The sequence below is a fragment of the Streptomyces sp. NPDC045678 genome, from assembly GCF_056432085.1.
The window spans coordinates 234,270-256,745 of the sequence record NZ_JBWKJS010000009.1; the positions used below are offsets into that span (position 1 = coordinate 234,270).

At 71.7% G+C, this 22,476-nt stretch carries 19 protein-coding genes; 17 read left to right on the forward strand and 2 right to left on the reverse strand.

The features are described 5' to 3' along the window. Positions 1 to 152: 152 nt before the first annotated feature. Positions 153 to 1,076 carry a quinone oxidoreductase family protein gene (locus AC07DO_RS30020; protein WP_479063852.1) on the reverse strand — a complete coding sequence of 308 codons (924 nt, stop codon included), beginning with the start codon at positions 1,074 to 1,076 and terminating at the stop codon, positions 153 to 155. A 105-nt stretch (positions 1,077 to 1,181) separates the two neighbouring features. Here AC07DO_RS30020 and AC07DO_RS30025 point away from each other — a divergent pair, with 105 nt between their 5' ends. Next, positions 1,182 to 1,685: a MarR family winged helix-turn-helix transcriptional regulator gene (locus AC07DO_RS30025; RefSeq protein WP_479063853.1), complete on the forward strand. Its 504-nt coding sequence runs from the start codon at positions 1,182 to 1,184 to the stop codon at positions 1,683 to 1,685. A gap of 45 nt (positions 1,686 to 1,730) precedes the next feature. On the opposite strand, the gene fdhD is transcribed toward AC07DO_RS30025, so the two are convergent. Beyond that, entirely contained in the window at positions 1,731 to 2,579 is an 849-nt protein-coding gene (gene fdhD, locus AC07DO_RS30030) for a formate dehydrogenase accessory sulfurtransferase FdhD (protein ID WP_479063854.1), read from the reverse strand. A gap of 327 nt (positions 2,580 to 2,906) precedes the next feature. Between fdhD and AC07DO_RS30035 the strand changes: the two genes are divergently transcribed. From AC07DO_RS30035 to AC07DO_RS30110, 16 genes are all read left to right on the forward strand, one after another. Further along, on the forward strand, positions 2,907 to 3,854 hold the full coding sequence (locus AC07DO_RS30035; RefSeq protein ID WP_479063855.1) for a beta-ketoacyl-ACP synthase III: 948 nt from the start codon (positions 2,907 to 2,909) through the stop codon (positions 3,852 to 3,854). A gap of 28 nt (positions 3,855 to 3,882) precedes the next feature. Beyond that, on the forward strand, positions 3,883 to 4,569 hold the full coding sequence (locus tag AC07DO_RS30040) for a GntR family transcriptional regulator (RefSeq protein WP_479063856.1): 687 nt from the start codon (positions 3,883 to 3,885) through the stop codon (positions 4,567 to 4,569). A 177-nt stretch (positions 4,570 to 4,746) separates the two neighbouring features. Next, complete coding sequence (locus tag AC07DO_RS30045) at positions 4,747 to 5,352, forward strand: GNAT family N-acetyltransferase (RefSeq protein WP_479063857.1); 606 nt, start codon at positions 4,747 to 4,749, stop codon at positions 5,350 to 5,352. Between the two features lie 164 nt (positions 5,353 to 5,516). Beyond that, positions 5,517 to 6,698 carry an ROK family transcriptional regulator gene (locus tag AC07DO_RS30050; protein ID WP_479063858.1) on the forward strand — a complete coding sequence of 394 codons (1,182 nt, stop codon included), beginning with the start codon at positions 5,517 to 5,519 and terminating at the stop codon, positions 6,696 to 6,698. A 183-nt stretch (positions 6,699 to 6,881) separates the two neighbouring features. Further along, positions 6,882 to 8,399 carry a sugar ABC transporter ATP-binding protein gene (locus AC07DO_RS30055; RefSeq protein WP_479063859.1) on the forward strand — a complete coding sequence of 506 codons (1,518 nt, stop codon included), beginning with the start codon at positions 6,882 to 6,884 and terminating at the stop codon, positions 8,397 to 8,399. Further along, positions 8,396 to 9,415, forward strand: a complete 1,020-nt coding sequence (locus tag AC07DO_RS30060; RefSeq protein ID WP_479063860.1) for an ABC transporter permease — start codon at positions 8,396 to 8,398, stop codon at positions 9,413 to 9,415. Before AC07DO_RS30055 ends, AC07DO_RS30060 begins: the two co-directional genes overlap by 4 nt. A 16-nt stretch (positions 9,416 to 9,431) precedes the next feature. Continuing rightward, positions 9,432 to 10,472 (forward strand): substrate-binding domain-containing protein, encoded by a 1,041-nt coding sequence (locus AC07DO_RS30065; protein WP_479063861.1) that lies wholly within the window; start codon positions 9,432 to 9,434, stop codon positions 10,470 to 10,472. 48 nt (positions 10,473 to 10,520) lie between these two features. Beyond that, a complete protein-coding gene (locus AC07DO_RS30070; RefSeq protein WP_479063862.1) occupies positions 10,521 to 11,738 on the forward strand; it encodes a Gfo/Idh/MocA family protein in 1,218 nt (405 codons plus the stop codon). A gap of 59 nt (positions 11,739 to 11,797) precedes the next feature. Then, the gene (locus AC07DO_RS30075) at positions 11,798 to 12,811 is read left to right on the forward strand and encodes a sugar phosphate isomerase/epimerase family protein (RefSeq protein WP_479063863.1); all 1,014 of its coding nucleotides are present in this window, start codon (positions 11,798 to 11,800) and stop codon (positions 12,809 to 12,811) included. A gap of 206 nt (positions 12,812 to 13,017) precedes the next feature. Continuing rightward, positions 13,018 to 15,489: a PQQ-dependent sugar dehydrogenase gene (locus tag AC07DO_RS30080; RefSeq protein WP_479063864.1), complete on the forward strand. Its 2,472-nt coding sequence runs from the start codon at positions 13,018 to 13,020 to the stop codon at positions 15,487 to 15,489. A gap of 13 nt (positions 15,490 to 15,502) precedes the next feature. Beyond that, positions 15,503 to 17,014, forward strand: a complete 1,512-nt coding sequence (locus AC07DO_RS30085) for a ThuA domain-containing protein (RefSeq protein ID WP_479063865.1) — start codon at positions 15,503 to 15,505, stop codon at positions 17,012 to 17,014. A gap of 109 nt (positions 17,015 to 17,123) precedes the next feature. Further along, on the forward strand, positions 17,124 to 18,527 hold the full coding sequence (locus AC07DO_RS30090; protein WP_479063866.1) for an inositol-3-phosphate synthase: 1,404 nt from the start codon (positions 17,124 to 17,126) through the stop codon (positions 18,525 to 18,527). Next, positions 18,524 to 19,522 carry an SCO3242 family prenyltransferase gene (locus tag AC07DO_RS30095; RefSeq protein WP_479063867.1) on the forward strand — a complete coding sequence of 333 codons (999 nt, stop codon included), beginning with the start codon at positions 18,524 to 18,526 and terminating at the stop codon, positions 19,520 to 19,522. Before AC07DO_RS30090 ends, AC07DO_RS30095 begins: the two co-directional genes overlap by 4 nt. A gap of 503 nt (positions 19,523 to 20,025) precedes the next feature. Beyond that, positions 20,026 to 20,952, forward strand: coding sequence for a sugar phosphate isomerase/epimerase family protein (locus AC07DO_RS30100; protein ID WP_479064200.1), 927 nt, complete (start codon positions 20,026 to 20,028; stop codon positions 20,950 to 20,952). Next, the gene (locus AC07DO_RS30105) at positions 20,949 to 21,623 is read left to right on the forward strand and encodes an EboA domain-containing protein (protein ID WP_479063868.1); all 675 of its coding nucleotides are present in this window, start codon (positions 20,949 to 20,951) and stop codon (positions 21,621 to 21,623) included. The genes AC07DO_RS30100 and AC07DO_RS30105 overlap by 4 nt, the downstream gene beginning before the upstream one ends. Further along, entirely contained in the window at positions 21,623 to 22,474 is an 852-nt protein-coding gene (locus AC07DO_RS30110; RefSeq protein ID WP_479063869.1) for a TatD family hydrolase, read from the forward strand. Before AC07DO_RS30105 ends, AC07DO_RS30110 begins: the two co-directional genes overlap by 1 nt. Positions 22,475 to 22,476: the final 2 nt, after the last annotated feature.

The window sequence follows — 22,476 nt, forward strand, 5'->3', positions numbered from 1 at the left end:
CCGGGGGAGGGCTGGGTTCCTGGTCGGAGCATCTTGACGTGGGGTTCTGACAGGAGGTCCTGATAGCAGGGTCCTGACATCCTGACATCCCATGTCCACGTTTCGACGCAGACGCTACTGGGGGTCACCCGCACCCCACAAGGAGCGCGCCTTCACGGAATCAGAACGACCTTGCCCCGGTTGCCGCGTCCCTCGATCACCGCGTGCGCCTTCGCCGCGTCCTCCAGCGGGAACTCGTCGTGCACCGCCACGCGCAGACCGCCGGTCGCGTGCAGCTCCCACAGCTCCCGCCGCCACGCCTCGTACAGCTCCGGCCGCCCGCGTGCGATCAGCGCCATCTGGAAGCCGATGACGGACTTGGCGCCGACGAGCAGGTCGTACGCCGCCACCGTGCCGCCGCCCGAGCTGTAGGCCACCAGCCGGCCGTGCGGGGCCAGAGCCCTGACGGCGGGCGTCAGGAGGTCACCGCCGACCGCGTCCAGGACGTAGTCGACCGGTTCGCCCCACCCCTCCTGGCCGTACGTGACGACGTCATCGGCGCCGAGCCCGCGCACGAAGTCCGCCTTCCCGGGATCGGAGACGGCGGCCACCACGCGTGAAGCGCCCTTCAGCCGGGCCAGTTGCACGGCGAGATGGCCGACGCCGCTCGCCGCCGCCGTGACGAGCGCGGCCTCACCGGGCGCGGGCCGGGCGGCTTCGAGCGCCCCGTACGCGACGAGTCCGGAGCGGACCAGCGCGACCGCGTCGACGGCGCCCGCCCCGTCCGGGACGGGGGAGGCCAGCGCGGTGTGGAGCAGGGCGTAGTCGGCGTAGCCGTGCCCGAAGACCAGACCGGTGACGCGGTCGCCGGGCGCGAACCCCGTCACGCCCTCGCCGAGCGCGGCCACCGCGCCGGCGACCTCGCCACCGAGCGCGATCGGATCGCACGGCTCGCGCACCTTGCGCACGACGGGCAGGGTCACGCCGACCGCCTCGACCCGCACCAGGAGCTCGCCCGGGCCGGGCTCGGGGACGGGCGCCTCCTCCAGGAACAGAACTTCGGGACCGCCGTTGCGCTCGTACCGGACACGACGCATCCGCACCACCTCCACGGGCAAAAACCGTTGGGACATCCAACGACCAGGAACACCGTAAGGCCAATACCGTTGGGGAGTCCAATGATTCTTCGGTACGCTTCCCCCATGGCTACGACACCCCCCGCCCCCAGCACCATCCGCACCCTCCCCAGCTGGCTGCTCGGCCGCGCGGCGGCCCGCGGTCGCGCTCTGGTCGCCGACGCGCTGGCCCGCGAGGGGCTCAAGATGTGGCATCACGTGGTGCTCTCCGCCGTCGCGGATCTGGGCCCCGTCGCCCAGGCGGAGCTGGGCCGCAGCGTCTCGCTCGACCCGAAGGACATGGTCGGCGTCATCAACGACCTACAGGCCGAAGGCCTCGTCGAACGCGCCCCCGACCCCCGCGACCGGCGCAAGAACGCCGTCACCATCACGGCACGCGGCAAGCGCACGGTCGCACGCTGCGCGGAAGCGGCCGAACACGCCAACGCGGAACTGCTCGCGCCGCTTTCGCCCGACGAGCGAAAGCGGTTCCTGGAGATGCTGGGCCGGATCTCGGGGGTCTCGGATGCCTCGGGGCTCTCGGATGCCTCGGGGGTCTCGGCGGCCTCGGGTGTCGAGGAGTCGGCCTGACGGCCCGGCACCCGGACCGGGGCAGGTGCGGCGCAGGGGGGCGGGTCAGCCCTGGGGGGCAGCGGCCCGCAGGGCGACGCGGTGCTCGCCCGCGTACACGTTCATGGAGGAGCCCCGCAGGAAACCGATCAGCGTGAGGCCCGTCTCGGCGGCCAGGTCGACGGCGAGCGAGGACGGCGCGGAGACCGCCGCGAGCACCGGAATGCCCGCCATCACCGCCTTCTGGGCCAGCTCGAAGGAGGCACGGCCCGAGACGAGCAGGATCGCGCGGGACAGCGGCAGGTCCCCGTTCTGCAGGGCGCGTCCGATCAGTTTGTCGACGGCGTTGTGCCGCCCCACGTCCTCCCGTATGTCGAGCAGATCGCCCTCCTCGGAGAAGAGCGCCGCCCCGTGCAGACCGCCGGTCCTGTCGAAGACCCGCTGCGCGGTGCGGAGCCGGTCGGGGAGGCTCGCGAGGAGGTCGGTCCCGATCCGGACCGGCGGGGTGTCGGCGATCGGGAAGCGGGCCGTCGTGCGGACGGCGTCCAGGCTCGCCTTGCCGCACAGGCCGCAGGACGACGTGGTGTAGACGTTGCGTTCGAGGGTGATGTCGGGGAGCACGACACCGGGGGCGGTCCGCACGTCGACGACGTTGTAGGTGTTCGCACCGTCGGCCGTCGCGCCCGCGCAGTACACGATCGACCGCAGCTCGTCCGCCGCACCGAGCACGCCCTCGCTCACCAGGAAACCGGCTGCCAGCGCGAAGTCGTCGCCGGGCGTGCGCATGGTGATGGCGAGCGGCTTGCTGTTCAGCCGGATCTCCAGGGGTTCCTCGGCGACGAGGGTGTCGGGCCGCTCCGAGACGTGCCCGTCCCTGACCCGGATCACCTTGCGTCGCTCCGTGACTCGTCCCATGTCTTGATCAGTCCCGGTTCTGTACGTGTCTGTACGTGCTGGTGGCCGAAGCGGCCCCTTGATGCGTACCTCATTGTCCTGCACGTGCGGCGTCGGCTCGCGGCCGACTCCGCAGTACGCGCACACGACCGTCGTTCCGGTCCGCCGCCCGCTTCCCGACCCCCGGCCAACTCGTACACAAGGTCACACAGTTCTTCAGAGGGTGACCAGATCATGAGAAACGTCCAAACCCCGCGCTCCTTTCCTGTCGCATCACGTGCACCGTTACTCATCAGTCGCTGACCAGACTGGAGGGTCCCGTATCTTCGGCCCAAGGGGGACCCGTACATGCACGGCTCGCGCATCGCCGCCGTCGGCCATTACCAGCCCGCCAGGATCCTCACCAACGCGGACCTGGCGGCCAAGGTCGACACCAGCGACGAGTGGATCCGGTCCCGGGTGGGCATCCGCACCCGCCACATCGCGGGCCCGGAGGAGCCGGTCGACGAGCTGGCCGCGCACGCGGGCGGCAAGGCCCTCGCCGCCGCGGGCCTCATCCCCGAGGCGATCGACCTCGTCCTGGTCGCCACGTCCACGGCCATCGACCGCTCGCCGAACATGGCCGCGCGGGTCGCCGCGCGCCTCGGCATCCCCGGCCCGGCCGCCCTGGACCTCAACGTCGTCTGCGCGGGCTTCACCCACGCTCTCGCCACCGCCGACCACACCCTGCGGGCCGGTGCCGCGACCCGCGCCCTGGTCATCGGCGCCGACAAGATGTCCGAGGTCACCGACTGGACGGACCGCACCACCTGTGTTCTGACCGGCGACGGTGCGGGCGCGGTCGTCCTGGAGGCCTGCGGGCCCGGCGAGGAGCCCGGCGTCGGCCCCGTGCTCTGGGGCTCGGTGCCCGAGATGGGCAACGCCGTACGCATCGAGGGCACACCGCCCCGCTTCGCGCAGGAGGGCCAGAGCGTCTACCGGTGGGCGACGACCCAGCTGCCCCCGCTCGCCCGCGCGGCCTGCGAGCGCGCCGGGGTCACCCCCGCCGACCTCGCCGGAGTCGTCCTGCACCAGGCCAACCTCCGCATCATCGAGCCGCTCGCCGAGCGCATCGGCGCGGTGAACGCCGTCGTCGCGCGCGATGTCGTCGACTCCGGCAACACCTCGGCGGGCAGCATCCCGATGGCCCTGTCCAAGCTGGTCGAGCGCGGGGAGCTTCGCTCAGGGGACCCGGTCCTGCTGTTCGGCTTCGGCGGCAACCTCTCGTACGCGGGGCAGGTCGTGCGCTGCCCGTGAACCAATCCTCGAGGAGGGGACCGCGACGTTGTCCACAGGACTGCCGACGGGGGCGCTGCCCAAGCTCGAACGGCCGGGACCCCTCAGGGAGCGGGTCTACGAAGCACTGCTCGAACTGATCACGACCCGTTCGCTGCACCCCGGACAGCACCTCGTCGAGAGCGAACTGGCCGGGCACCTGGGCGTCTCGCGGCAGCCGGTGCGCGAAGCGCTGCAGCGGCTCGCCACCGAGGGATGGGTGGACCTGCGGCCCGCCCAGGGCGCGTTCGTGCACGAGCCGACCGAGGAGGAGGCGGACCAACTCCTCACCGTCCGCACCCTCTTGGAGGCCGAAGCCGCCCGGCTTGCCGCCGTGAACACCGGACTCGCGGGCATCACGGAGCTCGACGAGCTGTGCACTCGCGGCGAACAGGCCGTGTCCGACGGCGACGTGGACCAGGCGGTCGCCCTGGACGCCGCCTTCCACGCCAAGGTGATGGCACTCGCGGACAACGTGGTCCTCGCCGAGCTCGCCGGCCAGGTGGACCGCAGGGCCCGCTGGTATCACGCGCCGGTGGCCGGGCAGCGCGGCAGGCAGTCCTGGGTGGAGCACCGCGAGCTGATCGCGGCGATCGCCGAGCGCGACGAACGGCGCGCGGCGGACATCATGCGCGCCCACACGGAACACATCAGGCAGACGTTCCGGCGGACGTACCGACAGCGCGACCGGGACTGAGCACCGCCGCGACCGGGACGTCCGCAATTGTGAGACGTCCGCAACCGTAAGACGGTCCACAATCGTGAGATGCCCGCAGCCGTAAGACGTCCGCAGCCGTAAGACGTCCGCAACCGTAAGACGCCCGCAACCGTAAGACGCCCGCAAGCGTGAGACGCGAAGACCGGGAGAATCCCCTTGAGTACGTCCCCCCGCACCCCGCACCGCATACGCCCAGTGATCGACGAAGACGTCCCGGTGGCGGTGAACACCCTCGCCAGAGCCTTCGCCGACTATCCCTTCACCCGCCACGTCGTCGCCGCCGACAATCACCACCAGCGGGTGCGCCGGTTCCAGGAACTCTTCCTGACGCGGATCGGCATGGTCTACGGACGGGTCTGGGTCGCGGGCGCCGGCCGCGCCGTCGCCGTATGGACCACACCGGACCGGGACCCGGGGCCCGGCTTCGCCGCGATCGGCCCGCTCATCGAAGAGCTCGCGGGTGACCGGGCGCCCTGGTTCGAGTCGGCGGACCACGCGCTGCGGCCGCACCGGCCGCGGTTCCCCGCCTGGTTCCTCGCCACGGTCGGGGTCGACCCGGACGAGCAGGGGAAGGGGCTCGGCGGCGCGGTGATCGGACCCGGCCTCGAAGCCGCCGACCGGGCCGGATTCCCCTGCTTCCTCGAGACCTCGACGGAGCAGAACGTGGCGTTCTACGAGCGGCTCGGCTTCACCGTCACGGCGGACGTCCCGCTTCCGGACAACGGCCCGCACACGTGGTGCATGCTCAGGCAGCCCGCGTAGCCACACACTCCACCCCGCCCCCTCACCCCCCTTTGTCCTGTGACTGGAGAAAGTCATGGGCAATTCGCGCTCAACTTCTTCCCAGCCCCGGCAGGCACTGCTACGTTCCCCTCGAAAGCTCGAACCGGGAAGCCCGATGAGGCGGGGAGGGGCGCGTGAGACGCATGACGGCTCGACCCGCCAACACGCACCAGGCACGGCTGCTGCGCCTGCTGCGTGACGGAGGACCCAACTCCCGCGCCCAGCTGGGCGATCAGGTCGACCTCTCGCGGTCCAAGCTCGCCGTGGAGGTCGACCGGCTTTTGGAGACCGGACTCGTGGTCGCCGACGGGCTCGCCGCCTCGCGCGGTGGCCGCCGCTCCCACAACATCCGCCTGGCCCCCGCCCTCCGCTTCCTCGGCGTGGACATCGGCGCGACCTCGGTCGACGTCGCGGTGACCAACGCCGAGCTGGAGGTCCTCGGCCACATCAACCAGCCCATGGACGTGCGCGAGGGCCCGGTCGCGGTCTTCGAACAGGTCCTCGCCATGGCGGCCAAGCTCAAGGCCTCCGGGCTCGCCGAAGGGTTCGACGGCGCCGGCATCGGCGTCCCGGGCCCTGTCCGCTTCCCCGAGGGCGTGCCGGTCGCCCCGCCGATCATGCCGGGGTGGGACGGCTTCCCCGTCAGGGAGGCCCTCAGCCAGGATCTGGGCTGCCCCGTCATGGTCGACAACGACGTCAACCTCATGGCGATGGGGGAGCAGCACGCGGGCGTCGCACGCTCCGTGGCCGACTTCCTCTGCGTCAAGATCGGCACGGGCATCGGCTGCGGCATCGTCGTCGGCGGTGAGGTCTACCGCGGTACGACGGGCAGCGCCGGCGACATCGGCCACATCCAGTCCGAACCGGACGGACGCCCCTGCGCCTGCGGCAACAAGGGCTGCCTGGAAGCCTATTTCAGCGGCGCGGCGCTCGCCCGCGACGCCGAGGAGGCGGCCAGGGAGGGACGTTCCGCGGATCTCGCCACGCGGCTCGACGAGGCGGGACGGCTCAGCGCCGTCGACGTCGCGGCGGCCGCCGCCGCGGGCGACGCCACCGCACTCGACCTCATCCGCGAGGGCGGCAACCGCACCGGCCAGGTCATCGCGGGCCTCGTCAGCTTCTTCAACCCCGGACTCGTGGTGATCGGCGGCGGCGTGACCGGTCTCGGTCATACGCTGCTCGCCGCGATCCGCACCCAGGTCTACCGCCAGTCGCTGCCCCTGGCGACCGGCAACCTCCCCATCGTCCTCGGTGAGTTGGGCCCCACCGCCGGAGTCATCGGCGGCGCCCGCCTCATCAGCGACCACCTCTTCTCCCCGGCCTGACAGTCGGCCCAAGACCGAGCACAGCAACCGCGCCGATCGGCCCGGCCGGCACGTACGGAACACAGCGTCACCTCACCCGGCACAGCACCCCGCTCCGCCCTGCGCCGGTGCCGCCACCCGGGCGACTCCGCCCTGCCCCGAATCCGCCCTGCCCTGCTGCGACCGCCGCCGAGGGGAACCGTCATGGCACAAGAACCACCGCTGCTCACCATGTCCGGCATCACCAAGTCGTTCCCCGGAGTCCGCGCCCTCGACGGCGTCGACCTCCAGGTACAGGCCGGGGAAGTGCACTGCCTCCTCGGCCAGAACGGCGCCGGGAAGTCCACCCTCATCAAGGTCCTCGCCGGCGCCCACCAGCCCGACGGCGGGGAGATCACCTGGCGCGGCGAGCGCACCACGCTCCGCTCCCCGATCGCCGCCATGCGGCTCGGCATCGCCACCATCTACCAGGAACTCGACCTGGTGGAAGGGCTGTCCGTGGCCGAGAACGTCCACCTCGGGCACGAGCCGACCGCCGCCGGATTCGTGGTGCGCGGCCGGGAGGCGAGGGCGTCAACCGCCGCGCTGCTCAAGCGACTTGGGCATGGCGAGATCGATCCGGGGCGGCTCGTCGGTGACCTCTCCGCCGCCCAGCAGCAGATCGTGTCGATGGCCCGCGCGCTCTCGCACGAGGTGCGCCTCATCGTCATGGACGAGCCGTCCGCCGCCCTCGACCCCGACGAGGTCGACAACCTCTTCCGCATCGTCGGCGACCTGACGGCGGACGGCGTCGCCGTCGTCTACATCTCCCACCGGCTCGAGGAGATCCGCCGCATCGGCGACCGCGTCACCGTCCTCAAGGACGGGCGGGCCGTCGCGGGCGGACTGCCCGCGGAGTCCACGCCGACCAAGGACGTCGTGGCGCTGATGACCGGCCGCAACGTCGAGTACGTCTTTCCGGACCGGCCCGTCGAACCGCCCACCGCGGACCCGGTGTTGCGGATCCGCGGCCTCTCCCGGCACGGCGAGTTCGCACCCTTCGACCTCGATCTGCGCCCGGGCGAGATCGTGGGCCTCGCCGGACTCGTCGGCTCGGGACGCTCCGAGATCCTGGAGACGATCTACGGCGCCCGCAGGCCCAGCACCGGTCACGTGGTCGTCAACGGACAGCCGTTGCGCTCCGGCAGCGTCCGTGCCGCCGTCCGTGCGGGGCTCGGGCTCGCCCCCGAGGAACGCAAGGCGCAGGCCCTCCTCATGCTGGAGTCCGTCACCCGCAACGTATCCGTCACCTCCATGTCCCGCTTCTCACGCGGAGGGTGGATCGACCGGCGCGCCGAACGCGAAGCCGCACGCGCGGCGACCCGCGAACTCTCGCTGCGCCCCGACGAACCCTCGGCCCCCGTGCGCACCCTCTCCGGCGGCAACCAGCAGAAGGCCGTCCTGGCCCGCTGGCTGCTGCGCGGCTGCCGCGTCCTGCTGCTCGACGAGCCGACCCGCGGCGTCGACGTCGGCGCCCGCGCCGAGCTGTACGCGGTGATCCGCCGCCTCGCCGACGAAGGCCTCGCCGTACTCCTCGTCTCCAGCGAAGTACCCGAAGTGCTCGGCCTCGCCGACCGCGTCCTGGTGCTCCGCGAAGGCCGCGTCGTCCATGCCGCGCCCGCACGTGAACTCGATGAACACCGCGTACTCGACCTCGTCCTCGAAGGGAGCCCGGCGGCATGACCCAGCCAGCCCCGGCGGCCGAGGCCGCCACCCACAAGAGCACCCCCGCGGACGGCGGCAGCCCGTGGCGCACCGCCGCGGCCCGCGCCGACGTGCGGACGCTCTCCCTGCTCGGCGTGCTGGCCGCGCTGATCGTGATCGGCGGCATCACCCAGCCCGACTCGTTCCTCGACTCCGACAACGTCCAGCTGATCCTCACCCAGGCCTCCGTCATCGGCGTGGTCACCGTCGGCATGACCTTCGTGATCATCTCCGGCGGCATCGACCTGTCGGTCGGCGCGATCGTCGCCCTCGCCTCCGTGTGGGCCACGACGGTCGCCACCCAGGAGTACGGCTTCGCCGGCATCCTCTTCACCGCCGTCATCGTCGGCATGGGGTGCGGCCTGGTGAACGGCCTGCTCATCGCGTACGGCGCGATCGTGCCGTTCATCGCCACCCTCGCCATGCTGGCGGCGGGCCGCGGCCTCGCCCTGCAGATCACCGACGGCAAGACGCAGATGGTCACCGTCGACGGGGTGTTGAGGCTCGGTGAGCGCGACTCGTACATCCTCGGCATCCCGCCGCTGGTCCTGGTCTTCGCCGCCGTCACCGTCATCGGCTGGCTGCTCCTGAACCGCACCACCTTCGGCCGCCGCTCGGTCGCCGTCGGCGGCAACGCGGAAGCGGCCCGGCTCGCCGGCATCGACGTCCGCAGGCAGCGGCTCTACCTGTACCTGCTCTCCGGCCTGTGCTGCGGCATCGCGGCCTTCCTGCTGATCATCCTCTCCGGCTCCGGCCAGAACACCAACGGCAACCTGTACGAACTCGACGCGATCGCGGCAGTGATCATCGGCGGCACCCTGCTCAGCGGCGGCCGCGGCACCATCACCGGCTCCGTGCTCGGCGTGCTGATCTTCACCACGATCCAGAACATCTTCGCCCTCAACAACCTGGAGACCGCGACCCAGCAGATCGCCAAGGGCGCGATCATCGTCGCCGCGGTGCTCGTCCAACGACGTTCGGCCACCACTTCCTGACCCGAGGGGTTCACCCATGCCATCCCACACGAGCCGCAGAGGACTCCTCTTCGGAGCCGCCGCGCTGTCCACCGGAGCCCTCGTCACGGGCTGCACCAGCAACGAGTCCAAGGACGACGACTCCGACGCCACGTCGCAGCAGGTCGCCGACGACAAGCCGGGCAAGAAGGTCACCATCGGCTTCGCGGGCCCCCAGGCCGACCACGGCTGGCTCAACGCCATCAACGACAACGCCAAGAAGCGCGCCGAGAAGTACGCGGACGTCACCCTGGAGGCCACCGAGGGCTCCAACGACACCGCCGCCCAGATCGGCCAGGTCGAGACGCTGATCAACAAGAAGGTCGACGTCCTCGTCGTCCTGCCCGCCGACGGCAAGGCGCTCACCCAGGTCGGCCTGAAGGCCATGAAGGCGGGCATCCCCGTCGTCAACCTCGACCGCGTCTTCGCCTCACCGCAGGCCTACCGCTGCTGGATCGGCGGCGACAACTACGGCATGGGCCTGAGCGCCGGGCACTACATCGGCGAGAAGCTCAAGGGCACGAAGAACGCCCGCGTCGTGGAGCTGGCGGGGCTCGACAACCTGGAGCTCACGAAGCAGCGCTCCAAGGGCTTCGACGACGCCCTGAAGAACTACCCGAACATCAAGAAGGTCGCCCGGCAGGCAGCCGACTTCACCGTCGAGTCCGGACAGTCGAAGATGTCCCAACTCCTCCAGGCGCAGAAGAACTTCGATGCCCTGTGGAACCACGACGACGACCAGGGCGTGGGCGCCCTGCGCGCCATCAAGCAGGCCGGCCGCGACGACTTCCTGATGGTCGGTGGCGCGGGCGCGCTCTCCGCCATGCAGGCCATCGAGGCGGACGACAGCGTCCTGAAGGCCACCGTCCTCTACCCGCCGACCATGGCCGCGTCCGCGATCGACCTCGCGCGCGCCCTCGGCCAGGGCAAGGGAATCAACGGCATGGCGGAGTTCGAGATCCCCTCCTTCGTCACCTGCTACTCGGCCGTCGTCGACAAGGAGAACGTCGGCCAGTACATGTCCACCGGCTTCAAGTGATGCGCACGCCCGCACCCCCCACCGAGCGTCGACGAGGAGGATTACCGCATGCGTGAGACGGAACCCGAGGCCGGTGCCGATTCCGGGTCCACCGGAAAGCGCCCCCTGGGCGTGGGCATGGTCGGCTACGCCTTCATGGGCGCCGCCCACTCACAGGGCTGGCGCACCGTGGGGCGCGTCTTCGACCTGCCGGTGCGGCCGGTGCTCTCGGCCGTCTGCGGCCGCGACGGCGGCGCCGTGCGCGCCGCCGCCGACCGGCTCGGCTGGGCCGCCGCCGAGACCGACTGGCGCGCCCTGATCGCCCGGGACGACGTCGACCTCGTCGACATCTGCACGCCCGGCGACAGTCATGCGGAGATCGCCCTCGCCGCCTTGGCGGCGGGCAAGCACGTGCTGTGCGAGAAGCCCCTCGCCAACACCGTCGAGGAGGCCGAGGCCATGGCCGAGGCCGCCGAACGGGCCCGCGCCCGCGGTCAGGTGGCCATGGTCGGCTTCAACTACCGCCGGGTGCCCGCCCTCGCGCTCGCCCGACGGATGGTCGCCGAGGGGCGGCTCGGGGCGCTGCGCCACGTACGCCTGACGTACCTTCAGGACTGGCTGGTCGACGCGTCGTTCCCGCTCACCTGGCGGCTGCGCAAGGACCGCGCGGGGTCCGGGGCGCTCGGCGACCTGGGCGCGCACATCGTCGACCTCGCGCAGTACCTGGTGGGGGAGCCGGTGGCCGGAGTGTCGGCACTCACCGAGACGTTCGTACGTGAACGGCCGCTGCTCGAAGGGGCGTCCAGCGGTCTCACCGCGGAGGGCGGCAGCCGGCTCGGGACGGTCACCGTCGACGACGCCGCCGTCTTCACGGCACGCTTCCCGTCCGGCGCCCTCGCCTCCTTCGAGGCGACCCGCTTCGCGGCCGGCCGCAAGAACGCGCTGCGGCTCGAACTCAACGGGTCCGAAGGCTCCTTGGCCTTCGACCTGGAGCGTCTGAACGAGCTCTCCTTCCACGACCACACCGAGCCCGCCGCGTCGTCCGGGTTCCGCCGCATCCTGGTGACCGAGCCCGATCACCCGTACGTGGACGCCTGGTGGCCGCCGGGCCACGGCCTCGGCTACGAGCACACCTTCGTGCACCAGGCCCGCGACCTGCTGCACGCCATCGCCACCGGGGCGCGGCCCGAACCGTCCTTCGCCGACGGCCTCTCCGTGCAGCGGGTGCTCGCCGCGGTGGAGGAGAGCGCGGCGAAGAACTCCGTGTACACGCCCGTCCTCGCCTGATGTCCGTGCGGAATCCGCTTCCGCTGTTCGCCCCGTTCCCGCTCCGAGGAGGCCTGGTCATGCCACGGCAGTTCACGCTCTTCACCGGCCAGTGGGCCGACCTTCCGCTCGAAGAGGTCTGCTCCCTCGCCCGCGACTTCGGCTACGACGGCCTCGAACTCGCCTGCTGGGGCGACCACTTCGAGGTCGACAAGGCGCTCGCCGACCCCACGTACCTGGACGGGCGGCACGCGCTGCTCGACAAGTACGGGCTCAAGTGCTGGGCGATCTCCAACCACCTCGTCGGCCAGGCCGTCTGCGACGCGATCATCGACGAGCGGCACCGGGCGATCCTGCCCGCCCGCATCTGGGGCGACGGCGAGGGCGAGGGGGTGCGGCAGCGGGCGGCCGCCGAGATCAAGGACACCGCGCGGGCGGCGGCGGCCTTCGGCGTCGATACGGTCGTCGGCTTCACGGGCTCCTCGATCTGGCACCTGGTCGCGATGTTCCCGCCGGCTCCCGAGTCGATGATCGAGCGCGGTTACGAGGACTTCGCCGAGCGCTGGAACCCGATCCTCGACGTCTTTGACGCGGAGGGCGTGCGGTTCGCCCACGAGGTGCACCCCTCGGAGATCGCGTACGACTACTGGACCACGCACAAGGCCCTGGAGGCCGTCGGCCACCGCCCCGCCTTCGGGCTGAACTTCGACCCGTCGCATTTCGTGTGGCAGGACCTCGACCCGGTCGGATTCCTCTACGACTTCCGCGACCGCATCTACCACGTCGACTGCAAGGAGGCCCGGCGCCGCCTTGACGGCCGCAACGGCCGCCTCGGCTCGCACCTCCCGTGGGGCGACCCGCGGCGCGGCTGGGACTTCGTGTCGGCGGGCCACGGGGACGTTCCGTGGGAGGACGTCTTCCGGATGCTGCGTTCCATCGCGTACGACGGGCCCGTCTCCGTCGAGTGGGAGGACGCGGGCATGGACCGGCTGCAGGGCGCACCGGAGGCGCTGACGCGCCTGAAGGCGTTCGATTTCGAGGCCCCGAGCGCGTCCTTCGACGCGGCGTTCGGCGGCTCCGACCGGACCGACTGACCGGGACGGATCCAGTTGGTCCCGTGCCACGTTTGTCCATTGACAGGAAAAAGTTCAACTTCCGTCGCGCACAAGGGCTTTCCGCCCGGGACAAACGTGGCTACCGTCCTTGAGGTGTTCAGGACATGATTCGTCCGGGGTGACGGCGCACCCCGGCGCACGGCGCACACACCCCGTACGACCGTCCCCCCATCCGGAGGAACCCCGTGCACAGGAAACGCCCGAGACTCCGCAGAAGCCTTGCCCTGCTCACCGGCACCGTACTCACCGGTGCCACCCTGACCCTCGCCGTGCCGCACGCCGGTGCCGTCCCCGCCGATCCGCCCGCGAAGGCCGCCTCCGCAGCGCCCGTCGCCGAGGACTTCCAGCAGGTCACCCTCGCCAAGGGCGCGGCGGAGACGGGCGAGCCGATGACGCTGGCCGTGCTCCCCGACCGCTCGGTCCTGCACACCTCGCGCGACGGGACACTCCGCCTCACGGACGCGGCGGGCAACACCAGGATCGCCGGGAAGATACCGGTCTACACGCACGACGAAGAGGGCCTCCAGGGCGTCGGCATCGACCCGAAGTTCAAGGACAACCGGGCGATCTACCTCTACTACGCGCCGCCGCTCGACACCCCCGCGGGAGACGCCCCGGAGAACGGCACGGCCGAGGACTTCAAGAAGTTCGACGGCGTGAACCGCCTCTCCCGCTTCGTCCTCAAGGCCGACGGCACCCTCGACAACGCCAGCGAGAAGAAGGTCCTCGACGTCCCCGCGAGCCGCGGCACCTGCTGCCACGTCGGTGGTGACATCGACTTCGACAAGGACGGCAACCTCTACCTGTCGACCGGCGACGACTCCAACCCCTTCGCCTCGGACGGCTTCACGCCCATCGACGAGCGCGCGAACCGCAACCCCGCCTTCGACGCGCGGCGCAGCGCCGGCAACACCAATGACCTGCGCGGTAAGATCCTCCGCGTCAAGGTCGCCGACGACGGCTCGTACACGGTCCCGAACGGCAACCTCTTCGCCAGGGGCACCGCGAAGACCCGCCCCGAGATCTACGCGATGGGCTTCCGCAACCCCTTCCGCATGAGCGTCGACAAGCCGACGGGCATCGTCTACGTCGGTGACTACGGACCCGACGCCGGCGCGGCCGACCCGAAGCGCGGCCCCGCGGGACAGGTCGAGTTCGCCCGGGTCACCAAGCCCGGCAACTTCGGCTGGCCGTTCTGCACGGGCAAGAACGACGCCTACGTCGACTACGACTTCGCGACCGGCACCTCCGGCTCCGCCTTCGACTGCAAGGCCCCGAAGAACGAGTCGCCGCACAACACCGGCCTGACCGACCTGCCGCCCGCGCAGGAAGCCTGGATTCCGTACGACGGTGGCTCCGTGCCCGAGTTCGGCAGCGGCTCCGAGTCCCCGATGGGCGGCCCCGTCTACCGCTACGACGCGGCCAACACCTCCCCGGTGAAGTTCCCCGAGGCGTACGACGGCGACTTCTTCGCCGGCGAGTTCGGCCGCCGCTGGATCAAGCGCATCGAGCAGGGCACGGACGGCACGGTCTCGAAGATCAACCCGTTCCCGTGGACCGGCACGCAGGTCATGGACATGGAGTTCGGCCCCGACGGCGCCCTCTACGTCCTCGACTACGGCACGGCCTGGTTCGGCGGCGACGAGAACTCGGGCCTCTACCGCATCGAGAACGCCACCGACGGCCACTCCCCGGTCGCCGAGGCCACCGCCTCGAAGACGAGCGGGCAGGCGCCGCTGCGCACCAAGTTCACCGCCAAGGCCACGGACGCCGACGGCGGGACGCTCACCTACGCCTGGGACTTCGGCGACGGCGGCAAGTCCACGCAGCAGAACCCCACGTACACGTACAAGAAGAACGGCGTCTACACGGCCACCGTGACCGTGAAGGACTCCACCGGACGCACCGGCTCGGCAAGCGCCCACATCACCGTCGGCAACACCGCCCCCAAGGTGACCCTGCAACTGCCCGGTGACGGCCAGCTGTTCACCTTCGGCGACAAGGTGCCCTTCCAGGTGAAGGTGACCGACCCGGAGGACGGGCCGATCGACTGCACCAAGGTCAAGGTCACGCACATTCTCGGCCACGACAGCCACGGCCACCCCGTCACCTCGGCCAACGGCTGCGAGGGCACCATCCAGACCTCCGCCGACGGCGAGCACGACCCGAACGCCAACATCTTCGGGGTGTTCGACGCCGAGTACACCGACAAGGGCGCGAACGGCCAGCCCGCGCTGACCACCCACGACCAGAACGTCGTCCAGCCCAAGCACCGCCAGGGCGAGCACTACAACGACTCCAAGGGCGTCTCCGTCGTCAACCACACCCCGGCGCACGGCGGCAAGACCGTCGGCGACATCCACAACGGCGACTGGGTCTCCTTCGAGCCGTACATCCTCGGCAACGCCACCAAGCTGACCGCACGCGTCGCGTCGGCCGGATCCGGGGGCACGCTGGAGGTACGCAGCGGATCCGCCGACGGCAGACTGCTCGGCACCGCGAAGGTCACGCCGACCGGTGGCTGGGAGACGTATGCCGACGTCAGCACGGCGATCAGCAAGCCGCCCACCAAGACCACGACGCTCTTCCTGGTCTTCAAGGGCAGGGGCTCGGGGGCGCTGTACGACGTGGACGACTTCACCTTCACGACGAGCTGAGAGGGGTCAGCACATGCGCGCATCCGTACGGCTGGCCACCGCGACCGCCGCAGCCGCCCTGCTCATCGGCTGTGTGTCGGGCCCCGCGGCCTCCAAGCCCGAGCCGCCGAAGAAGGCGGGGGAGAAGGTGCTCGTCTTCTCCAGGACCGCCGGCTTCCGCCACGACTCGATCCCCACCGGCATCGCCACCGTCAAGGAACTCGGCGCCGCGAACGGCTTCACCGTCGACGCGACCGAGGACGCCGGCGCCTTCACGGCCGCGAACCTGGCCCGGTACGACGCCGTGGTGTGGCTCTCGACGACCGGTGACGTCCTGAACGCCGACCAGCAGACGGCGTTCGAGCGGTACATCCGCGACGGCGGCGCCTACGTCGGCGTGCACGCCGCGGCCGACACCGAGTACGACTGGCCCTTCTACGGCGGGCTCGCGGGTGCCTACTTCCAGTCGCACCCCGCGATCCAGCCCGCGAAGGTCCACGTCGAGGACCACGCGCACCCGGCCACCGCCCACCTCGGCACGGGCAGCTGGGACCGCACCGACGAGTGGTACAACTACCGCGCCAACCCCCGCGACCGGGCCCGCGTGCTCGCCACCCTCGACGAATCGTCGTACACGGGCGGCACGATGTCCGGCGACCGCCCCATCGCCTGGTGTCAGAGCTACGAGGGCGGCCGCTCCTTCTACACGGGCGGCGGCCACACCAAGGAGTCCTTCGCCGAACCGGCCTTCCGCCGGCACCTCCTCGGCGGCATCCGCTGGGCCGTCGGCGCGGCCCAGGCCGACTGCCGGCCGGAGAAGGGCTACACCCCGATCTTCGACGGCACCGCCTCCTCGCTCCAGGGCTGGAAACAGGCAGGCCCCGGCTCCCTCCGGCTCAACGAGGGCGACGGCACGCTCAAGACCGTCGGCGGCATGGGCATGCTCTGGTACGACCGGCGCGAACTCGGCTCCTACTCCCTCAAGCTCGACTGGCGGATGCGGGGCGACGACAACTCGGGGATCTTCGTGGGCTTCCCGCCCTCCGACGACCCCTGGTCGGCCGTGAACAACGGCTACGAGATCCAGATCGACGCCACGGACGTCCCCGAGAAGACCACGGGCTCCGTCTACGGCTTCCGCTCCGCCGACCTGAAGAAGCGTGACCAGGCGCTGAACCCGCCGGGGGAGTGGAACACGTACGAGATTCGCGTCGAGGGCGAACGCCTTCGCGTCTACCTCAACGGAGTCAAGATCAACGACTTCACCAACACCGACCCGGCCCGCAGCCTGCGCCAAGGCCACATCGGCATCCAGAACCACGGCGACGCCGACGAGGTCACCTTCCGGAACATCCGACTGAAGGACCTGCCCGCGAAGGGCCGCCCGGGCAAGGACGGCCCAGGCAAGGATGGCCCGGGCAAGGCACGTTCGGGGCAGGACGGCCCGGGGAAGGTCCGCCCGGGGAAAGCTGTGCCGATGAGTGATGCGACGGCACACCACTCCGACCCACCCGCCCCGACGACCGGTTCGGGCGCGGGTCGCTAGACGGCGGCGGGCGGAGGACGCCGGACCTCCGCCCGCCGTCTTGCACCGCACTCACGTTCCGCGAGCTCCCGAGTCGTGTACCGAGCTCTGAGTCATGCAGGAGGCAGCCGTGTCCCCATCCGCGACCTCACCATCCACGCCCTCGACCCCTCCCCTCGGGACGCCGCCCGTCGGTCCCGTCGGCGTGTGGCTGATCGGGGCACGCGGCTCGGTCGCGACCACGGCCGTCGCGGGCTGCGCGGCGATGACCGCCGGCCTCCACGCTCCCACCGGCATGGTGACCGAGACCGCACCCTTCACGGACCGCGGACTGCCAACGTTGTCGTCGCTCGTTTTCGGCGGCCACGACACCGCCGGCTGCCCCCTGCCCAAACGCGCCGAGGAACTCGCCGCGGGCGGCGTCCTGCCCCACGGCCTCCCCTCGGCGGTGCGCGCCGAACTCGCCGCGGCGGACGCCGAGATACGCCCCGGCGGCCCGCAACCGGGCGACACCCGCACCGACGAGGAACTGATCGACTCCTTCACCTCCGACATCCGCGATTTCGTACGTCGCCGGGGGCTGGCCCGCGCCGTGGTGGTGAACGTCGCCTCGACCGAACCGCTCCCCACGGACGGCGCCGAACGGCTCCCCGCCAGCTCCCTCTACGCGGCCGCCGCCCTGCGCGCCGGCTGCCCCTACGTGAACTTCACCCCCTCCACGGGCCTGCGTCACCCGCGCCTCACCGACGCGGCACGCACCTCCGGCCTTCCCTTCGCGGGCCGCGACGGCAAGACCGGCCAGACCCTGCTGCGCTCCGTACTCGGCCCGATGTTCGCGCAACGTGCCCTCTCCGTACGCGCCTGGTCCGGCACGAACCTCCTCGGCGGCGGTGACGGCGCCGCCCTGGCCGACCCCGCGGCCGCCGCGGCGAAGAACGCGGGCAAGGAACGCGTCCTCGCCGACACGCTGGGCTCCGCCCCCGAGGGCGAGGTCCACATCGACGACGTCCCCTCCCTCGGCGACTGGAAGACGGCCTGGGACCACATCGCCTTCGACGGCTTCCTCGGCACGCGCATGGTCCTGCAGACCACCTGGCAGGGCTGCGACTCGGCGCTCGCCGCCCCCCTGGTCCTGGACCTCGCCCGGCTGACGTCCCGCGCCCATGAACGCGGCCTCTCCGGCCCCCTGCCCGCCCTCGCCTTCTACTTCAAGGACCCGGACGACGGCGCCCCCGCGGCCCTGGGCGAGCAGTACGCCGCACTGGTGGACTTCGCGGAGCAGCTGGGAGGAGACCACCCCGTCGGAGGAGATGGTCGCGCTCCCGGCGGGGGAGACCTCGCGGGGGGAGGCGGTCGTGCTGCCAGAGGGGGAGACCTCGCGGGGGGAGGCGGTCGTGCTCCCGGAGGGGGAGACCTTGCCGGGGGAGGCGCTCGCCCTGCCGGACGGGGAGACTATGCCGGGGGTGGCGGTCGCGCCCGCGGACGGGCCGGCCGGGGCCCCGCCGACGGTTCGCCGTCCGGTGAGTCCTCATGAACGCCCTGGCCACCCGGCGCGCCTGGGCCGAACTCCTCCGCTTCCCCGCCCTGTTCACCGTCCCCGGCGACGCCCTCGCCGGAGCGGCGGCGACCAGCCTGCGTCCCAACCATCGCACTCTCCTCGCCATCGGTTCCTCCCTCTGCCTGTACGAGGCCGGCATGGCCCTCAACGACTGGGCCGACCGCGCCGAAGACGCCGTCGAACGCCCCGAGCGGCCGCTGCCCTCCGGCCGCGTCGCCCCACCCGCGGCCCTCACCGCGGCCACCGCCCTCACCGCCGCGGGCCTCGCCCTCGCCTCCCGCGCGGGCCGCCCGTCGCTCGCCGTGGCGGGCGCGCTGGCCGGGACGGTGTGGGCGTACGACCTCGCCCTGAAGCACACCCCCGTCGGCCCGGCAGCCATGGCCACCGCGCGAGGCCTCGACCTGCTCCTCGGTGCGACCGCCACGGCGGGTCCCGACCGCGACCCGCGCGCCCACGTCACCGCGGCCGCCCCCTCGGCTACGGCCCTCGCCGCCCACACCCTGGCCGTCACCGTCGTCTCCCGCCGCGAGGCGCAGGGCGGCTCCTCGACCGCACCACTGGCCGCGCTGGCGACGACGGCGACCCTGACCCGCCTGATCGGCACCACACGCCGCGCATCGGTGGGCGAGGGCGGGGCCGCGGGCGGACTGCGGCGGAAGCGGGGTGCCCCGCGAGCACAGCCCCGCCCCGAGGGCGGGCCGGACCTCCGAACCGCTGTCGCCACCGGCCGCCGCACTCTCCCCGGTGCCCTCGCACTCGCCTACGCCGGAACCGCCGCCAGGCCCCTCTTCCACGCCGCCCTCAACCCGTCACCTCCCCTCACCCAGCGCGCCGTCGGCGGCGGAATCCGCGCCATGATCCCGCTCCAGGCCGCCCTGGCCGCCCGCACCGGCGCCCCCGTCACAGCCCTCCTGACCGCCGCCCTCGCCCCCGCCGCCCGCCGGTTCGCACGAAAGGTGAGCGTCACATGAACGCAACGGAGAGCGCGGGCCGCACGGGTGGCTCGGAAACGGAAGGGGCGCGCCACGCGGACGGAGCGGAGGGCGCGTCCCGCACGGAGGGAACGGATGGGAGGCGTCACCTGGACGGGCCAAGGGATGCGCGCCAGATGGTCGGGTCGGACGACGTGCGCCACCCGAGTTGGCCGGAAGCCGCGCGTCATGTGGTCGGGTCGGAAGACGCGCGTCACCCGAGTCGGCCGGAAGCCGCGCGTCATGCGGAAGGGGCGGGCGTCGTGCGCCACATGGTCGGGTCGGACGACGTGCGTCACCCGAGTCCGCCGGAAGCCGCGCGCCATGTGGTCGGGTCGGACGACGCGCGTCACCCGAGTGGGCCGGAAGATCCGTGTCACGCCGGGCAGGGTGACGGCCTCGTCGAGCAGCGTGCTCCACGGCACTCCCCGAGCCGGCTGGAAGCCGCGCGTCGCATGCGTGGACCGGATCCGCAGAGCCTCCGCCCCCAACCCCGCGACGCGATGCACGGCAGCCACGGCACCCCGCTCCGTTACGGCTACGGGACCAACGGGCTCACCGATCTTCGGCTCGACGACGCCCTCGGTCTCCTCGCCGACCTCGGCTATGCGGGTGTTGGTCTGACTCTCGATCACATGCACCTTGACCCCCTCGCCCCCGATCTCGTCGCCCGCACCCGCCACGTGGCCCGCCGTCTGGACCGTCTCGGTCTGGGCGTCACCGTCGAGACCGGGGCCCGCTACGTTCTCGACCCGCGGCGCAAGCACGGTCCCTCCCTCCTCGATCCCGACCCGGAACAACGCGCCGAACGCGGTCGTCTACTGGTCCGCGCCGTCCAGGTCGCCGCCGACCTGGGCGCCCACGCGGTGCACTGCTTCAGCGGCATCACCCCGGCGGACACCTCGGACGACATCGCGTGGCGACGTCTCACCGACGCGCTCGGACCCGTCCTCGATGCCGCCTCGGGCGCCGGTGTCCCACTCGCCGTCGAGCCCGAACCCGGCCACCTCCTCTCGTCGCTCGCCGACTTCCATCACCTGCGCCGACAACTCGGTGACCCGGAGCCGGAATTTCTCGGCCTCACCCTCGACATCGGCCACTGCCAGTGCCTTGAACCCCTTCCTCCGGCGGACTGCGTGCGCGCCACCGCCCCCTGGCTGCGGCACGTCCAGATCGAGGACATGCGCCGCGGAGTCCACGAGCACCTGCCCTTCGGAGACGGAGAGATCGACTTCCCGCCCGTACTCGAAGCGCTGGCCACCGTCGGCTACCGAGGGCTGACCGTCGTCGAACTGCCCCGCCACTCCCACGCGGGCCCTGACCTCGCCGCCCGCTCCATCGACTTCCTGCGCCGAGCGGAAGCCGCAGTCCCGGCCCTCGCCCCGACCCCCGCCCTGGCCGCCACCCCCGCCGAAGGAGGTACCCCGTGACCGACACCTCCGAGATAGCCGCCCTCCGCACCCATCTCGAGAACGACCTCGGCGGAGCCGCCCGCGCCTGGCTCGACCAGGCCACCGCCGAAGCCGCCGCCCACGGTGAGCACCCCGAACGGGAGGGACCGGGGCCCACCCCCACGTGGGAGCTGCGGTTCGCCGAGGCCGGACGCCGTTGCGGCGCCCACCACGCCGACGCCGCCCGCGTCCTTCTCCTGCACGCCGCGAACGCGACCCCGCTCACTCTCGCCCGCGTCTACGCCCAGGGCACCGCAGCCGAACGCCGGGCCGTCCTGCTGGCACTGCCCCACCTGGTCCCGGGGCCCGACGCACTGCCCCTGGTCGAGGACGCCCTGCGCACCAACGACACGAGCCTCGTCGCCGCGGCCGTCGGCCCCTACGCCGCCGCGCACCTCCCTCCGCACGACTGGCGCCACGCCGTCCTCAAGTGCCTGTTCACCGGTGTCCCGCTGGACGCCGTCGCCGATCTGCCCAGGCGTGCCCGCGGAGACACAGAACTCGCCCGGATGCTCGGCGACTACGCGACGGAGCGGTCCGCGGCCGGCCGGCCCGTCCCCGGCGACCTGCACCGAGCCATGGAGCTGACCGCCTTCGAGTCCCCCTCGGCCCCCAAGGGCCCCCTCACCGGCGAGGAGCAGGAGTCCTGATGCGCATCTTCGACCCCCACATCCACATGACGTCCCGCACCACCGACGACTACCAGGCGATGTATGCCGCAGGCGTCCGCGCCGTCGTGGAACCCGCCTTCTGGCTCGGCCAGCCACGTACGTCGCCGACCTCCTTCTTCGACTACTTCGACTCCCTCCTCGGCTGGGAACCCTTCCGCGCGGCCCAGTACGGCATCGCCCACCACTGCACGATCGCCCTCAACCCGAAGGAGGCGAACGACCCCCGCTGCACCCCCGTCCTCGACGAACTGCCCCGCTACCTCGTCAAGGACAACGTCGTCGCCGTCGGAGAGATCGGCTACGACTCCATGACTCCCGCCGAGGACGCCGCGCTCGCCACCCAGCTGCAGCTCGCCGCCGACCACGAACTGCCCGCGCTCGTGCACACCCCGCACCGGGACAAGCTCGCGGGCCTGCGCCGCACCATCGACGTGATCGGCGAGTCCGCCCTGCCCCTCGACCGCGTCCTGATCGACCACCTCAACGAGACCACCGTCAAGGAGGCCAAGGACAGCGGCTGCTGGCTGGGTTTCTCCGTCTATCCCGACACCAAGATGGACGAGGAACGGATGGTCGCGATCCTGCGCGACTTCGGACCCGACCGAGTGCTCATCAACTCCGCCGCCGACTGGGGAAAGAGCGACCCCCTCAAGACCCGCAAGGTCGCCGACGCCATGCTGGCCACCGGGTACGACGAGGACGACGTCGACCTCGTGCTGTGGCGCAACCCCGTGGAGTTCTACGGGCTCAGCGGCAGGCTCCAGCTCGACGTGCGCGAACCCGACACCGCCACCCACGAAGGCAACTCCATCCTGCGCGGCGGGGCGTGACC

Excerpts from the sequence above, each read along its gene's own strand:
- AC07DO_RS30020 (WP_479063852.1), bottom strand. The coding sequence starts at position 1,076 with ATGCGTCGTGTCCGGTACGAGCGCAACGGCGGTCCCGAAGTTCTGTTC.
- AC07DO_RS30025 (WP_479063853.1), top strand. The coding sequence starts at position 1,182 with ATGGCTACGACACCCCCCGCCCCCAGCACCATCCGCACCCTCCCCAGC.
- fdhD (WP_479063854.1), bottom strand. The coding sequence starts at position 2,579 with ATGGGACGAGTCACGGAGCGACGCAAGGTGATCCGGGTCAGGGACGGG.
- AC07DO_RS30035 (WP_479063855.1), top strand. The coding sequence starts at position 2,907 with ATGCACGGCTCGCGCATCGCCGCCGTCGGCCATTACCAGCCCGCCAGG.
- AC07DO_RS30050 (WP_479063858.1), top strand. The coding sequence starts at position 5,517 with ATGACGGCTCGACCCGCCAACACGCACCAGGCACGGCTGCTGCGCCTG.
- AC07DO_RS30055 (WP_479063859.1), top strand. The coding sequence starts at position 6,882 with ATGGCACAAGAACCACCGCTGCTCACCATGTCCGGCATCACCAAGTCG.
- AC07DO_RS30060 (WP_479063860.1), top strand. The coding sequence starts at position 8,396 with ATGACCCAGCCAGCCCCGGCGGCCGAGGCCGCCACCCACAAGAGCACC.
- AC07DO_RS30065 (WP_479063861.1), top strand. The coding sequence starts at position 9,432 with ATGCCATCCCACACGAGCCGCAGAGGACTCCTCTTCGGAGCCGCCGCG.
- AC07DO_RS30070 (WP_479063862.1), top strand. The coding sequence starts at position 10,521 with ATGCGTGAGACGGAACCCGAGGCCGGTGCCGATTCCGGGTCCACCGGA.
- AC07DO_RS30075 (WP_479063863.1), top strand. The coding sequence starts at position 11,798 with ATGCCACGGCAGTTCACGCTCTTCACCGGCCAGTGGGCCGACCTTCCG.
- AC07DO_RS30085 (WP_479063865.1), top strand. The coding sequence starts at position 15,503 with ATGCGCGCATCCGTACGGCTGGCCACCGCGACCGCCGCAGCCGCCCTG.
- AC07DO_RS30095 (WP_479063867.1), top strand. The coding sequence starts at position 18,524 with ATGAACGCCCTGGCCACCCGGCGCGCCTGGGCCGAACTCCTCCGCTTC.
- AC07DO_RS30100 (WP_479064200.1), top strand. The coding sequence starts at position 20,026 with ATGCACGGCAGCCACGGCACCCCGCTCCGTTACGGCTACGGGACCAAC.
- AC07DO_RS30110 (WP_479063869.1), top strand. The coding sequence starts at position 21,623 with ATGCGCATCTTCGACCCCCACATCCACATGACGTCCCGCACCACCGAC.